Source organism: Pontimonas salivibrio (assembly GCF_002950575.1).
Lineage (GTDB): Bacteria > Actinomycetota > Actinomycetes > Actinomycetales > Microbacteriaceae > Pontimonas > Pontimonas salivibrio.
In genome coordinates, this window is sequence record NZ_CP026923.1 from 25,339 (window position 1) to 39,098 (window position 13,760).

The 13,760-nt window shown below is 57.1% G+C and carries 11 protein-coding genes and 1 tRNA gene; 6 read left to right on the plus strand and 6 right to left on the minus strand.

What is annotated here, in order from left to right:
- Window positions 1–44 precede the first annotated feature (44 nt).
- Complete coding sequence (locus C3B54_RS09025) at window positions 45–269, plus strand: sigma factor-like helix-turn-helix DNA-binding protein (RefSeq protein ID WP_104912706.1); 225 nt, start codon at window positions 45–47, stop codon at window positions 267–269.
- A gap of 125 nt (window positions 270–394) precedes the next feature.
- Here the strand turns inward: C3B54_RS09025 and C3B54_RS00135 are convergent.
- Window positions 395–481, minus strand: a tRNA-Ser gene (locus C3B54_RS00135).
- A gap of 212 nt (window positions 482–693) precedes the next feature.
- On the opposite strand from C3B54_RS00135, the gene radA reads away from it, so the two are divergent.
- Window positions 694–2,037, plus strand: coding sequence for a DNA repair protein RadA (gene radA / locus C3B54_RS00140; protein WP_104912707.1), 1,344 nt, complete (start codon window positions 694–696; stop codon window positions 2,035–2,037).
- Window positions 2,038–2,263: 226 nt separating this feature from the next.
- Window positions 2,264–3,562, plus strand: a complete 1,299-nt coding sequence (locus C3B54_RS00145) for an ATP-binding protein (protein ID WP_104914156.1) — start codon at window positions 2,264–2,266, stop codon at window positions 3,560–3,562.
- Here the strand turns inward: C3B54_RS00145 and C3B54_RS00150 are convergent, their stop codons facing one another.
- From C3B54_RS00150 to C3B54_RS00160, 3 genes are all read right to left on the minus strand, one after another.
- A complete protein-coding gene (locus tag C3B54_RS00150; protein ID WP_104912708.1) occupies window positions 3,563–4,162 on the minus strand; it encodes a hypothetical protein in 600 nt (199 codons plus the stop codon). It lies immediately after the preceding gene.
- A 182-nt stretch (window positions 4,163–4,344) separates the two neighbouring features.
- Window positions 4,345–4,890 carry an amino-acid N-acetyltransferase gene (locus C3B54_RS00155; RefSeq protein ID WP_245867942.1) on the minus strand — a complete coding sequence of 182 codons (546 nt, stop codon included), beginning with the start codon at window positions 4,888–4,890 and terminating at the stop codon, window positions 4,345–4,347.
- A 72-nt stretch (window positions 4,891–4,962) separates the two neighbouring features.
- Window positions 4,963–7,440 carry an ATP-dependent Clp protease ATP-binding subunit gene (locus C3B54_RS00160; RefSeq protein WP_104912709.1) on the minus strand — a complete coding sequence of 826 codons (2,478 nt, stop codon included), beginning with the start codon at window positions 7,438–7,440 and terminating at the stop codon, window positions 4,963–4,965.
- A gap of 1,390 nt (window positions 7,441–8,830) precedes the next feature.
- On the opposite strand from C3B54_RS00160, the gene C3B54_RS00170 reads away from it, so the two are divergent.
- The 3 genes from C3B54_RS00170 to C3B54_RS00175 are packed head-to-tail and all read left to right on the plus strand — an operon-like array spanning window position 8,831 to window position 10,045.
- Window positions 8,831–9,700 carry a pirin family protein gene (locus tag C3B54_RS00170; protein ID WP_245867943.1) on the plus strand — a complete coding sequence of 290 codons (870 nt, stop codon included), beginning with the start codon at window positions 8,831–8,833 and terminating at the stop codon, window positions 9,698–9,700.
- A 25-nt stretch (window positions 9,701–9,725) separates the two neighbouring features.
- Window positions 9,726–9,860 (plus strand): hypothetical protein, encoded by a 135-nt coding sequence (locus tag C3B54_RS08960; protein ID WP_281256238.1) that lies wholly within the window; start codon window positions 9,726–9,728, stop codon window positions 9,858–9,860.
- Complete coding sequence (locus C3B54_RS00175) at window positions 9,857–10,045, plus strand: hypothetical protein (RefSeq protein WP_342749543.1); 189 nt, start codon at window positions 9,857–9,859, stop codon at window positions 10,043–10,045. Before C3B54_RS08960 ends, C3B54_RS00175 begins: the two co-directional genes overlap by 4 nt.
- 68 nt (window positions 10,046–10,113) lie before the next feature.
- On the opposite strand, the gene C3B54_RS00180 is transcribed toward C3B54_RS00175, so the two are convergent.
- Together C3B54_RS00180 and lysS are read right to left on the minus strand one after the other, a co-directional pair.
- On the minus strand, window positions 10,114–12,168 hold the full coding sequence (locus C3B54_RS00180; RefSeq protein WP_104912711.1) for an acyltransferase family protein: 2,055 nt from the start codon (window positions 12,166–12,168) through the stop codon (window positions 10,114–10,116).
- Window positions 12,169–12,191: 23 nt separating this feature from the next.
- Window positions 12,192–13,703: a lysine--tRNA ligase gene (gene lysS, locus C3B54_RS00185; protein ID WP_104912712.1), complete on the minus strand. Its 1,512-nt coding sequence runs from the start codon at window positions 13,701–13,703 to the stop codon at window positions 12,192–12,194.
- Window positions 13,704–13,760: the final 57 nt, after the last annotated feature.

Consider the following 13,760-nt stretch of genomic DNA (forward strand, 5'->3'; position numbering starts at 1 on the left):
CCCTGTCGCACGAGATAGGAATAATTCCTTGCTCGAATTGAGCCATGAACAAAGCCCGGCTCATCATCACTGCGATCCACGTCGAGAACCTCACACAACAAGAAGCAGCCAAGAGATACGGGGTCTCTCAAAGCTGGGTTTCCAAGCTCATCACATGGTTCAACCTCGAAGGCAAAGCTGGCCTCGGGGACTCTACGAGAACAAAAACCAACCGATCCTCCTGCTGCGCCGAAACGTCACCACCAAGTCCACGACTCGGGCGCTCATAGTGGCTTTTGGCAACTCGCTCATCCTCAACACAGGCCGGGGAAACCGGCCACAGCAATGAAAAAGGAAAGGGAAAGAGTCGAAACCGTGGGTTCGGAGTATTCCGATGTCTTGCGACATCACACAGCGGTACCGGTGGGATTTGAACCCACGGTGGGCGCTAACCCACACAACTTTTCGAGAGTTGCACCTTCGGCCGCTCGGACACGGTACCGCCCCCGATTCTACACAGCTCCCACCGGCCGAAACTCGTTGGCGAAGTGAGAAAGCGCCCGGAACAAGGAGCTCTTTCGCCAGCGAGGCGGGAGAACCCCTGGGAACACCGCTCCGGTGGGCATGCCCTGCCAAAGTCTCTTACTTGCCTCATCACAAAGGTCATTACGCTTGACCATGCTGCGCGTCAGTAGCTACAGGTAGCCTTCAGTCATGCCCAAAACCGCTGCCGCCTACAAATGCGATGAGTGCGGGTGGACAACCCTTAAGTGGGTCGGTCGCTGCGGTGAATGCCAATCGTGGGGCACTGTGGTGGAGGCGGGCACCAAAGCCAACCGACCCCGAGTCGAGGCCGCGATTGTCGGCGAAGACAACCGCGCGAAGCCCATCACTGAGCACAGTGCCGAGCACACCCGCCACGAACCCACCGGAATAGGCGAATTTGATCGTGTGCTGGGGGGCGGAATTGTCCCCGGTGCGGCCATTTTGCTTTCCGGTGAACCCGGTGTGGGGAAATCGACTCTTCTTCTCGACGTTGCCGCCCGGGTCGCTGCCACCGGGCGCAATGCACTTTATGTGAGCGCGGAAGAATCTGTGGGGCAGGTGCGCCTTCGCGCACAGCGCACAGGCGCACTACTTGATTCGCTCTATTTAGCGAGCACCACCGATCTGGCGACCGTGCTCGGACAGGTCGAACAACTGCGGCCGTCGCTCCTGATTGTTGACTCGGTGCAAACGATTCAGGCTGACAACGTCGACTCACTTCCCGGCGGGCCTGCCCAAGTGCGAGAAGTGGCCTCTTCCCTGATTCGCCTCGCAAAATCCGAGAACATCCCGGTCATTCTTGTCGGCCACGTGACCAAAGATGGCCAAGTCGCTGGACCCCGGACACTGGAACACCTAGTCGATGTGGTCTGTCATTTTGAAGGGGACCGTCAAACGGCGCTCCGATTTGTCCGCGCATTGAAAAACCGGTTCGGTCCCACCGACGAAGTCGGATGTTTTGAAATGTCCGGTGACGGTATTCAAGAAGTACCAGACCCCAGTGCCCTGTTTCGATCAGGCAGCGGCCAAGAAGCCAGTGGGACCTGCACCACGATTGCCCTAGAGGGCAGGAGAGCACTTCCGGTGGAGATTCAAGCCCTTGTGGTGCCGACTACCGCACCGCAGCCTAGGCGGGTAGTAAACGGTGTCGACTCATCCCGGGTTGCCATGGTGCTTGCGGTCTTGGAGCGCCGAGCAGGCCTCAAGCTTTCCCAAGCAGATGTCTATATTTCTACTGTCGGCGGGATTCGACTCACCGAGCCCGCAGCCGACCTTGCCATTGCCCTGGCGGTCGCCAGCGCAATTAAAGACGTTGCACTGCCATCAACTCTTGCCGCGGTGGGGGAGATCTCGTTATCCGGCGAGATTCGCGCTGTCACATCCGGCGATCAGCGCCAGAGCGAAGGCAAGCGCTTAGGCTTCAACACAACTTTGGATAGACGAAGTGGTTCCATCCGGCAGGCCATCACAGAAGCGTTTGGAACGACACAAGGCAAGAAAGCCCCCTTCTAGTCCGGTCTGGCACATCCCGTCGGGAAGCATCTGAGGCCGAAAGGCGGGAGTTTCCACTAGGGGATCACCTTCGGGGCTTCTTCAAGTGGATTTTTCGGTTTGCGTGTCCAGGGTTTTGCAGAAATTGTATAGTAAAGCCTGCAGGAATTGTATAGTAAAAGCTGCAGGAATTGTATATTAGAGTCCTTGGGCTGTGGAAACTGGGGCGAAGAGAGGGGTGGGCCACATGACTTATCTGCGCCGCCTTATCGACCACCAGCTGAATCAATTTCTGCCCGAGCTCCCTGCAATTGCACTCGAGGGTGCACGAGGTGTCGGAAAAACAGAAACCGCCAGCAGGCGGGCAGCAACCATCTTCCACGTGGATCGCAGAGAACAAGCTGAGTTGCTCCGGGCCTCCCTCGGGGGCCTCGGAGCTCTAGATGGCCCGGTCCTCATCGATGAGTGGCAGCACACTCCAGAGGTTTTTGACGCCATCCGACGCCTCGTCGACTCCGGGGCGACACCAGGGTCTTTTCTCCTCACTGGAAGCCGTCCACCGATTGACCACCCGGTCCACTCCGGCGCGGGACGCATTGATTTTTTGCGGATGCGCCCTCTGTCAGTGGCTGAGCGTTTCCCGCAACACCAGAGCGTATTCCTCAGTGACCTTATGGCGGGTAACCAGGAAATCGAAGGGCGCTCCCCCTTGACGCTTCGCGACTATGTCGAGGAGATTACCTCTTCGGGATTTCCGGGTATTCGCCCACTCAGCGGGGTCGCTCGCGCCAAACGACTCGACGGATACATCACACGCATTGTCGAGAGAGAATTTGTCGAACTAGGGGTCTCGATCCGCCGCCCCGACACACTGCGATTGTGGCTTCGCGCATATGCCAGTGCGACCGGATCAAGCGCCAGCTACGAAAAGATTCTCCGGGCCGCTACCCCTGGCGTCGCCGACAAACCTGCCAGGCCCACCACATCGACTTATGTTGATGCTTTGAATGCTCTGTGGTTAATTGACCCACTCGAACACTGGTATCCGCCGGGTTCCGCCATCGGAGCCCTCACCCAAACTCCCAAGCACTATCTCGCCGACCCCGCCCTGGCGGCCAGGCTTCTCTCTGTGACCACCGACCAGCTGATTTCCGGTGACACCGGGGCGCCCCTCGGCCCCCAAGTGGGCTCACTCCTTGGGCGCTTGTTTGAGTCTCTTGTGGTGATGAGTCTGAAAAGCTATGCCGCCACACTGGGTTGGGAAATCAGCCACTTCAGACTCCACGGGGGTCGGCGAGAAGTGGACGTCATCTTGAGTGGTGAGGGCGGAAGGATTATTGGCCTTGAAATCAAGCTCGCCCCGCAAGTGGGCCCGGACGACACAGAGCACCTGCTGTGGCTAAAACAAAAGCTTGGTGACCAAGTGGCCGATGTCGCCGTCATCACCACAGGCGAGCACGCCTATCGGCGAGCTGACGACGGCGTGGCCGTGATTCCACTTGCATGCCTTGGGGTGGATCGAAACATTCCCCTCGGGCTCGCCTAGCTACTCGAGAATGAACTGTCTGGTGCCCTCTGATTCGAATGGGCCAAGCTTCACCGAGAGGTGGTAGCTTGCACCACCCCCTGGCATTTGCGGCCTTGAGTCATTGCACGTTTCTGGAGTGGATCGGGTGCGATCCCACGCAATCGCTGTGGTGCTGCGCTCTGCCCCAGGCTGAAGGGTAATCGTCATCGGTGTTCCACTTTCCTGGCAGTGGGTCGATGACCAAATGAGGTCAGGATTATCTCTCGAGCCGGAATCAATCACGAGTTCCTGAACATCGGTACCCACCTCAAGTTCACACTCAAGGGCACCAGTGTTTCGCACCGTCAGCCACACCTGGGGCACAGCACCCGGTGCGTAGCGAAGCTCATCGGTTTGGGCGATCAGTTCGATCTGGGACTCGGTGCACTCGGCAACCGGGACGACTTCCTCGGTGAGCTGATCCTCGGCCGGTTCCTCCACCGCGGTCGGAGTTCCCCCGAGGCTTGGCCGCCAAATGATTAGGGTCACAACGACCAGCACCGCAAGCAGCCCACCAAACACCGCAATACGCCTGCGGCGATACACCGCGGCTGATGGCTCGTGAGGGGCACCGGACATGTCATAAGAGTACGAGCCTGCAGGGCCAAATCCCGCCTACCGAGCCGGCGTGCCCAGATGCAACGCCACACTGTGAGGGTCTGTTCAGAAAACGCAAAGACCTAAGGAAAATGACGTTCGTCATATCGCGTTCCTGCGGGAGCTACGACTTCGATTAGTAGCCAGAGCAACTAGTGCCGCGATTAGTCCAGTTGCTTCAGCATCCGAGAGTTACCGAGGGTGTTTGGTTTCACCCGCGCGAGATCCAAGAACTCTGCGACACCTTCATCGGGGGATCGCACCAATTCGACATACACATCGGTGTCGACGATCGAATTAGTCACTTCCGAATATCCGTGGCCGCGGAAGAATTCCACCTCAAAGGTCAAACAAAACAAGCTGGTAAGGCCGAGCGACCGTGCTCTGTGCTCAAGCGCATCCAAAATGGCTCCGCCCACCCCGTGGCCTTTCACAGATTCGCTCACCGCGAGGGTACGCACCTCACCGAGGTTTTCCCAAAACACGTGAAGCGCACCACAACCCACCAGTTGACCGTCTTGCTCTGCCACCACAAACTCTTGAACGGCCTCATAGAGCATCACCAGTTCTTTACCCAGCAGGATGCGCTTTTCCACCAAAGGCTGAATCAACTCTTGAATCGGGCGAATATCGGCCGTGGTGGCAGGCCGCAGTTCAATTCCTGGCGACAGGGTGCCTAAAGAGAAAGAGCCTGGGGGAGTGGAACTCACTCCCCCAGGCTACGGCTTTCTTAAATTGTTGGCTTCCTCAGAATGCCGGGGCGTCCTGAAGGGATTGAACCCCTAGGACTCGGTTGCTCCCGCACCCACCGGTTCCGGGCTGGCCGGAGTGCTGGTGGTGAACGTGAACTCAGACCCGTCGAAGTCCACTTCGACGTGCTGGCCGGGGTTCAAATCTCCCGTCAGGATTCGCTCGGAGAGCGCATCCTCGACGTTTTGCTGAACGGCCCGGCGCAGTGGTCTCGCGCCTAAGGTGGGGTCCCAGCCGAGGGTGATGAGCTCTGCTTTGGCTTTGTCGCTGACGTTGACCGTCATATCCCGGTCCAGCATCCGCTCGCGGAGACTCTTGATGAACAGCCCCACAATCTGCAGAAGCTCTTCTTGGCTGAGCTGCGGGAAGACGACCGTCTCGTCGACACGGTTGAGGAACTCCGGCTTGAAGTTCTTCTTCAGCTCTTCGACCACTTTGGAGCGCATGGCCTGGTAACTGGCTTCTTCGTTGCCCTCCAAGGTGAAGCCGACAGGGCCTCCGGTGATGTCCTTGGTTCCCAGGTTGGTGGTCATGATGATGACAGTGTTCTTAAAGTCCACCACTCGACCCTGACCATCGGTCAGGCGTCCCTCTTCCAACACTTGGAGCAGCGAGTTGAAAATGTCTGGGTGGGCTTTTTCGATTTCGTCGAAGAGGACGACGCTGAAGGGCTTCCGGCGGACCTTCTCGGTCAGCTGGCCACCGTCTTCAAACCCGACGAACCCTGGAGGGGCACCGAACAGGCGAGAGACGGTGTGCTTTTCACCGTATTCACTCATGTCGAGTGAGATCAGGGCATCTTCGTCGTCAAAGAGGAACTCGGCGAGTGCTTTTGCCAGCTCCGTCTTTCCCACACCGGTGGGGCCCGCGAAAATAAACGAACCGCTGGGGCGCTTCGGGTCTTTCAGACCCGCACGCGTGCGGCGAATCGTCTTGGATAGAACAGAAATGGCTTGTTCTTGACCGATGACCCTCTCGTGGAGTGCTTTTTCCATGAAGACCAAACGCGCAGTCTCTTCTTCGGTGAGCTTGAACACGGGAATACCGGTCGCTGCGGCGAGGACTTCAGCAATCACACCCTCGTTGACGGTTCCGGTTCCACCAGCCTCACCGCTTCTCCACTGCTTTTCTAAGCGCAGGCGCTCACCCAGCAGCGTCTTCTCTTCGTCGCGAAGCGACGCGGCTTTTTCGAAGTCTTGACCTTCGATTGCTTCTTCTTTTTGCTTCCGAACTGCGGCAATTTTTTCGTCAAACTCGCGCAGCTCCGGGGGGCTGGAGAGGATACTAAGGCGCATCCTGGCACCGGCTTCATCGATTAAGTCAATGGCCTTGTCCGGCAGGAAACGATCCTGCACGTAACGATCGGACATGTTGACTGCCGCTTCGATTGCACCATCGGTGATGGAGACACGGTGGAAGGCTTCGTACTTGTCGCGAAGACCCTTCAAAATGTTGATGGTGTGGGCGGGGCTTGGCTCGTTGACCTGGACCGACTGGAAGCGGCGCTCCAGCGCGGCATCTTTTTCAAAGTGTTTGCGGTACTCATCAAGAGTCGTGGCACCCACGGTCTGAAGCTCACCCCGGGCAAGCAGTGGCTTCAAGATACTGGCCGCATCAATGGCACCTTCAGCAGCACCGGCACCGACCAAGGTGTGAATCTCATCGATGAAGACGATGATGTCTCCGCGGTTTTTGATTTCTTTGGTGACCTTTTTCAGGCGCTCTTCAAAGTCACCGCGGTAGCGGCTACCAGCAATCAGCGAACCCAGATCCAACGAGTAGAGCTGCTTGTCTTTGAGTGTTTCTGGAACGTCACCCTTCACGATCGCTTGGGCGAGACCCTCAACGACCGCGGTCTTTCCGACACCTGGCTCGCCAACCAGAACAGGGTTGTTCTTAGAGCGGCGAGAAAGAATCTGCATGACCCGCTCCATCTCACGCTCACGGCCAATGACTGGGTCAAGCTTGCCATCGCGGGCCGCCTGGGTGAGGTTTCGACCAAACTGGTCCAACACCTGCGAACCCTTGTCGGTGCCACCCTCCTGGCCGCCCACCGAGACCTGCTCCTTACCCTGGTAACCAGAGAGCAGTTGAATGACCTGCTGGCGCACGCGGTTCAAATCAGCACCCAACTTCACCAGGACCTGTGCGGCAACGCCCTCCCCCTCACGAATGAGGCCCAAGAGGATGTGTTCGGTGCCGATGTAGTTGTGGCCCAGCTGGAGCGCTTCGCGGAGGCTCAGCTCCAGTACCTTTTTGGCACGAGGAGTAAAAGGAATGTGACCGGTGGGCTGTTGCTGGCCCTGGCCAATGATGTCTTGAACCTGCTCGCGCACAGCGTCAAGCGAAATCTCTAAAGATTCCAACGCTTTTGCGGCAACGCCTTCACCCTCGTGAATGAGTCCCAGGAGGATGTGCTCAGTGCCGATGTAGTTGTGGTTCAGCATCTTGGCCTCTTCTTGGGCCAAGACCACCACACGACGTGCTCGGTCAGTAAACCGCTCAAACATATTTTCTATCCTCTCCGCGGGGTGGGGTGCTGGATACACTCCGCGATGACTCCGAGAGTAATTGGAAGCAGGCTCCCTTAGGGGGGTGTTCGCCCCCAGCGTTCGAGATATTAGTTGCCTTCGAGAACCGACACATCCCCGGGCGGAACACCTCAGGATTCCTGGCGCACCCGTCACGGCCGGTGCTGCGCGGGGAGGTGCTGAAACGAAAAAGTCCTGGTGCTCCGCATCAGCCCCAGGACGTCGCCGGGCAGTCTCAATGGCACAGGCCCGATGGGGCATGACTACGCTGAATAACTATGAGCCTCCCTCATGGCAACCGTGTTGCCATCATTACCCTCAGCCGGGACAACCCCGAGGAATTATTCACCACAGTTCGCTCGGTGAAACTTCAATCGACACCACCAGACCAACACATTGTTCTTGACAGCTCGAAAAAGGCTCACCAACACGAAATGCGCGCTATTGCTGAAGCGGGGGGTGCGGAATATCACTGGGTTGAACCCCGTGGTATTTATCCAGCTATGCACCATTCTCTTAGTCTGCCGAAGCCGGGAAGCTACCTGTGGTGGCTGAACTCCAGTGACCGGCTCGCGGGAACGAATTCGATTGAATTAGCAAAAGTGGCAATTGACGCCTCACAGGTGAAATCAAAGGGGCATTGGGTCATCGGTCAGCTGATTCGGGCCAAAGGAATGGCACTCAGTCTTCATCGAATAGGAGACACTGGGGAGAAATTCGCGGGACTCCTGGAAAAGGGCCTCACAGGGCTTCCCCACCCTTCAACCCTTTTTTATTCGAGTTCCTTAGATTCCGAGAGAACCTATCTAGGCCCCCGACAAATCGCGGAAGATTACGCGCTCGGGCTGCAATTCCTTGACCAGTGGGGCCCACCGTACGTTTCGCCTGCCCCCCTAGCTGTGCACGCGCTAAACGGTTTTTCCTACCAGAGGCCAATACGGGACGTTTGGGAGAAGATTAAAACCAGAAGAAGCCTGGCTGAAAATTGGACCCTAATTGAGGAAATGAGAGTACTCCTTTCCACACTTCCGCTCGGCTTCATTGAGCGACTGTCCGGTCTGGCTGTCCATCGAATCCCGAGTAACTGGTGGGATAGGCAAAATTGGGGTTCGGTGCATTTTTGCTCCGAACCAGGTGCCCTGAGTTGGCCCTTTTGTTGCGACGCAGTAATCGGGAGCCTCCAAGACCGCCCCAAGTAGTGTCGGAATCAATGATTAGAACCATTCAGGCGACATTTTGGGAAGTGGGCTATACGTCGAGAACAGATGTGGGCGAACCGCCAGTTAACGGCAGTACCGCCATTTCGATACCTTCTGCTGGCCCAGTTGTTACATCCCCTCGCGAGGTGCCTCTTGGGGGCCTACGGACGATGACCGTTCGGCGCACTCTGCCCAGTAGACATCGCACCACCATTGGGCCCTGGTGTTTTTTGGACCACTACGGGCCGGACCCGGTCAGTGTGACCGGGGGTATGCAGGTGGCACCACACCCCCACACCGGGTTACAAACCGTGAGTTGGCTATTTGAGGGTGCTATTCATCACCGCGACTCGACCGGATCGGATGCGCTCGTTCAGCCCGGCGAGTTGCACCTGATGACAGCGGGCCACGGTATTCAACACTCGGAAATTTCCACACCAGAAACCACCACCTTGCACGGTGTGCAGTTGTGGGTCGCAATGCCGGATTCACACCGAGATCAACCACCACACTTTGATGTCCGAGCCTCGCTGGCAGCAGATGTTGGCGGTGCCAAAGTTCAACTCATTACCGGCCAACTGCCTGATGTGGGCGTTGTCGACGCACCACACTATTGGCCTATGGTCGCAGCCCAAATTGACCTCCCGGCAGGACACACTCTGACCCTAAGGGTGGACTCGTCATTTGAGCATGGACTGTTGGTAGACCACGGGGAACTAGAACTTCAGGGTGAAGTGGTTTCCGAACACCACCTGGGCTATCTGCCCACCGGGAGCGACACCCTGACAATGACCAGTGGCGACACCTTTACACGAGTAATCCTGATTGGGGGTCAACCCTTCGAGGAAGAGTTGGTCATGTGGTGGAACTTTGTGGGCCGAACCCATGAAGACGTTGAAGCAGCGAGGACCCAGTGGCAAGAAGGGTTAGCCGATGGATCTCACCGGTTTGGCCATCTTGACCACATGGTAGCACTTCCTGCGCCGGAAATGCCCAGTGTTCGATTAAAAGCCCGACCTTCTGGGTCTAAAGCCCGCTAACAGCTACCCGCCTTAAACTGCGAATGTGTTTCTCCAAACAACCAGCCGGGCTTCTGACATGAAGAAGTCGTCGATGCCCCCAGCCCGGGTGGGATTAATCGCCATCGTCGGGTTAATTGTGGTGAGTTGGGTTATTGCTTCTGTAGGGATGGCGCTGTGATTGAAAACTTTTGGCTAAACGCCCTGTACTCCGTCACCCCCACCATCCTCATCGGACTGATTTTTTGGTTCATCATGCGCTCAATCTTGAGCGCGGACCGCGGTGAACGTAAGGCATACGCGGACATTGAAGATCAAGAGCGCGCCAAGCGGGGGCTTGGCGCGGATGAAAAACCCATCCTTTAGAGGGTTTTCACCGGCAACAGTGCTCTTGTTTCAAAGTCAGTAGTGGCGACCTACGAGACGGGGTCACCCTATTCAGTGCTGAGAAGTTCGATGAAACTTGGCATGAGTAGGTAGTTTCCCCACCTACTCAAATGGTCGCCGTCATAAAACATGTGGTGGCCATCCCGGAGGGTCTCGCACTCCAACCCCGGACACAGCGTGGAAAAAGTGTCCCATCTGGTTACCAGGCCTTCTTGTTCGAGGACGCTGATGCGTTGATTGGCCGGGGCGGCGAGTGTGTCGATGTATTGCCGGGACACAGAAAAACCGCCCTGGCATTGGGGGTTCATCTGGTTAAACCAATCAGCGCAGCGAAAAACCGGCGAAGGGAAAACCGGAGTGGGCGAAGGTATCGTCACAACCAGACCCGCTTCTTTGAGAGTCATTAATGGCTCCCTTGCTTCCACCAACACTTGCTCTTCAACTTCCGCCGTTTGAGTAACCATGAAGTCGTCCAGGATTGCCTGTTGGCTTTGTGTTTGACCATCAATCAGACTCGAAATCCGTGGTGTGCGAAGCGAGGAGAACAGCACAAGGTCGCCGGGTTGTGACGACGCGATAATCTCCTCAACAACATCCTGGTACTCGGTGCAGCCATCGCGTGGGGTCAACAAACTGACGACACGGCATTGCCGGTCGTCCACTACTCGGTAGTCAAATCCGGCCACAGCGCGTAATTCGGTGAGCAATGTTCCAAAGTGCCCAGCATGAGAATCGCCCACAACAAACACCGTGCGACCCTCTGCCCACCCTGCATACTCCGCATATTCGTCTTCAGGGTCACCTACTGACGCTGGGGGATCAAAAAGTTGGCCTTGCGAGGTCACACTCAAGGACAGAAACCGTTTGGTCCCTTTATCCCCTAAATAAAGAGAACCGGCGACAAACACCGTGGTCGCGACTGCCGCCGCGACCATTTTGCGGGGTGAAAGCGACAGGTGGAATTTTTGCCGCAGGATGGGTTGCTCCACAAAGCGATACGACATCCACCCAAAGAGGAAGGTGAGTACCGTCGCGAGCACGTAGTGCCACCACAGTTCGAGACCAATTGTCCAGCGTAAGAACACAATGAACGCCCAATGCCAGAGGTAGAGGGAGTAGGACCAGTCACCCACAGTGATGGCAATCGGGTTGTGAAACACCGTCTTGCCGAACTGCGGTAGTTCCTCGGGACTGGCCTGAAGCGCGGCAATCATCACCGCTGTGCCCATCACTGCGGGTATCGCCCACGGGAAAGGGAACGAGGCCTGATCGGCAAACAACAGCGCCCACACCACCGCGGCAGCACCAAGCACGAGGAGGACACTGACCCAACGGCCCCTCGGGGGCCGCATCAGCCCTAACGCAAAGGCCAAAGCAAGTAGTGCCCCTGCGCCTAATTCCCAAAACCGCGAGGTCAACAGGTAAAACGCACCAATGGGGTTGGCCGTGGTCTCCCAGACAGACCAAATGAAGGAAAAAACCGTGGCAATAGCGATAGCAGCCATGGCGAGCAATCGACTTTGCCAACCAGCGCTCCGCGCCGCGGCCCAGATTCCCACCCACAATAAGAGCGGAAAGATCAGGTAAAACTGCTCTTCGACGCCGAGTGACCACGTGTGAGAGAACGCGTTGAAGGCTAAGCGCTCGTTGAAGTACCCCTGGTCAGATAAGTAAAGGGAAATATTGCCCAAGCCAACACTCGCGGCAAGCGCGGTTTTTGGCCCATCCCCACCTAGGAAGAACCCGCGCGGGATGAAAAGGGCAACAAAAACCGCTGCCACGGCAAGGAACACAAATAGGGCGGGTGCGATGCGGAGGAATCGCCTCGAATAAAAGCGAAAAAGCATCCCTCCCAAACCGGGTGACCAATCTCGAAGCAGAGAGAGGGTAATGACAAAACCCGAAATGACGAAGAAGATGTCCACACCGAGAAAACCGCCGGGAAGCCACTCCTTGTTGAGATGAAAAACGATCACGGCCACGACCGCAACGGCCCGGAGGACCTGAATTCCCGGATTCCTTCGAGGGCCTAAAGCCAAATGAGTCAGACCCCCGCCATCGTTGGCCACATCTCTCGTCCGATCAGGATTAGATACCGACATTGCCGTGGTGTGCCCAGCCCGGATTACTTAACCAGAGGAAACAGAATGGTCTCGCGGATGCCCAAGCCCGTCAGAGCCATCAATAGGCGATCGATGCCCATTCCCATTCCGCCACTAGGTGGCATGCCGTGCTCAAGAGCGCGGAGGAAATCTTCATCGAGCCTCATGGCCTCATGGTCACCCTGTGCTCCAAGCTGAGCTTGGAGCACGAAACGCTCCCGTTGAATGACCGGGTCCACAAGTTCTGAATAGCCGGTGGCGAGTTCGAAACCTCTGACATAGAGGTCCCACTTCTCAACCACACCGTCAATGTCCCGGTGGTCGCGCACCAAGGGTGAGGTGTCGACGGGGAAGTCCATCACAAATGTGGGCGCGACGAGGCCTGGTTTCACAAAGTGTTCCCACAGCTCTTCAACCAGTTTCCCGTGGGTGGGTAGTGCCACCTCAAGCTCCAACGAGTCCGCCATTTTCTGCAAGGTCGTGGCGTCCGTGTCAGGAGTGATTTCTTCACCAGCTTTTTCCGACAACGAGCCATACAGCGACAACCTGTCCCACTGGCCACCCAGGTCGTACTCGGTGCCATCAGACCAGGTCACGACATGGCCGCCAGCGACCGCGCTGGCGGCGCTTTGGACGAGTTCTTGGGTGAGGTCGGCCATGGTGTTGTAGTTGCCATAGGCCTGGTAGGCCTCCAGCATGGAAAACTCTGGGCTGTGGGTGGAGTCTGCGCCTTCGTTTCTGAAGTTGCGGTTGATTTCGAAAACGCGCTCAATACCTCCGACAACCGCGCGCTTCAGAAAAAGCTCCGGTGCAATCCGCAAAAACAGTTCGGTATCAAAAGCGTTGGAGTGGGTCACAAAGGGTCGTGCGGTGGCACCACCGTGCAGAGTTTGCAACATCGGGGTTTCCACTTCGAGGTAGTCGTGTTCTGCGAAGGTGTCTCGAAGGGAGCGCATCACCGATGCCCTGGTGCGCACAGTGTCCCTGGCTTGTTGCCGGACAATGAGGTCCAGGTAGCGCTGTCGAACCCGTGTTTCTTCGTTCAGGTCACTGTGAAGGTTGGGCAGAGGCAACAGTGCCTTAGCGGCAATGTGCCAGGTGGATACCCAGATAGATAGCTCACCGCGTTTTGAAGTGACCACTTCACCGGAGACGAAAAGGTGATCGCCAAGGTCTACCCAGTCCCGAAAGTGGCCAAAAGATTCTTCGCCCACTTCACCAAACGACACCATGGCCTGCAGTGGGGTGCCCGCACCATCTTGCAGGGCGACAAAAGCAAGCTTCCCGGTCAATCGCACATGCATCACACGACCGGCGACCCCAACATGTTCACCAGTCTTCGCTTCGGCCTCTAAATGGCCGAAGCGCTCCCGCACCTCCGGAATGGTGGTGGTGATGGGCAACTCCACCGGGTAGGCCTCCACACCGGCAGAGAGCATGTCGGCCCTCTTTGCCATACGCACGGCCTGCTGTTCGACAACATCTTCGAAGGCGTCATCGGCGGCCGACTCTGAACCGGTGGGCTGTTGTTCCATGTGATGTCTCAATTTCGCTTGGGTGGAGCTTCGCTGTAGTGCGGGGCTTGGGCCCCC

What these genes read in the sequence shown, in the direction of transcription:
- C3B54_RS09025 (WP_104912706.1), top strand. Translation starts at nt 45, where the DNA reads ATGAACAAAGCCCGGCTCATCATCACTGCGATCCACGTCGAGAACCTC.
- radA (WP_104912707.1), top strand. Translation starts at nt 694, where the DNA reads ATGCCCAAAACCGCTGCCGCCTACAAATGCGATGAGTGCGGGTGGACA.
- C3B54_RS00145 (WP_104914156.1), top strand. Translation starts at nt 2,264, where the DNA reads ATGACTTATCTGCGCCGCCTTATCGACCACCAGCTGAATCAATTTCTG.
- C3B54_RS00150 (WP_104912708.1), bottom strand. Translation starts at nt 4,162, where the DNA reads ATGTCCGGTGCCCCTCACGAGCCATCAGCCGCGGTGTATCGCCGCAGG.
- C3B54_RS00160 (WP_104912709.1), bottom strand. Translation starts at nt 7,440, where the DNA reads ATGTTTGAGCGGTTTACTGACCGAGCACGTCGTGTGGTGGTCTTGGCC.
- C3B54_RS00170 (WP_245867943.1), top strand. Translation starts at nt 8,831, where the DNA reads ATGACCGTTCGGCGCACTCTGCCCAGTAGACATCGCACCACCATTGGG.
- C3B54_RS00180 (WP_104912711.1), bottom strand. Translation starts at nt 12,168, where the DNA reads ATGTCGGTATCTAATCCTGATCGGACGAGAGATGTGGCCAACGATGGC.
- lysS (WP_104912712.1), bottom strand. Translation starts at nt 13,703, where the DNA reads ATGGAACAACAGCCCACCGGTTCAGAGTCGGCCGCCGATGACGCCTTC.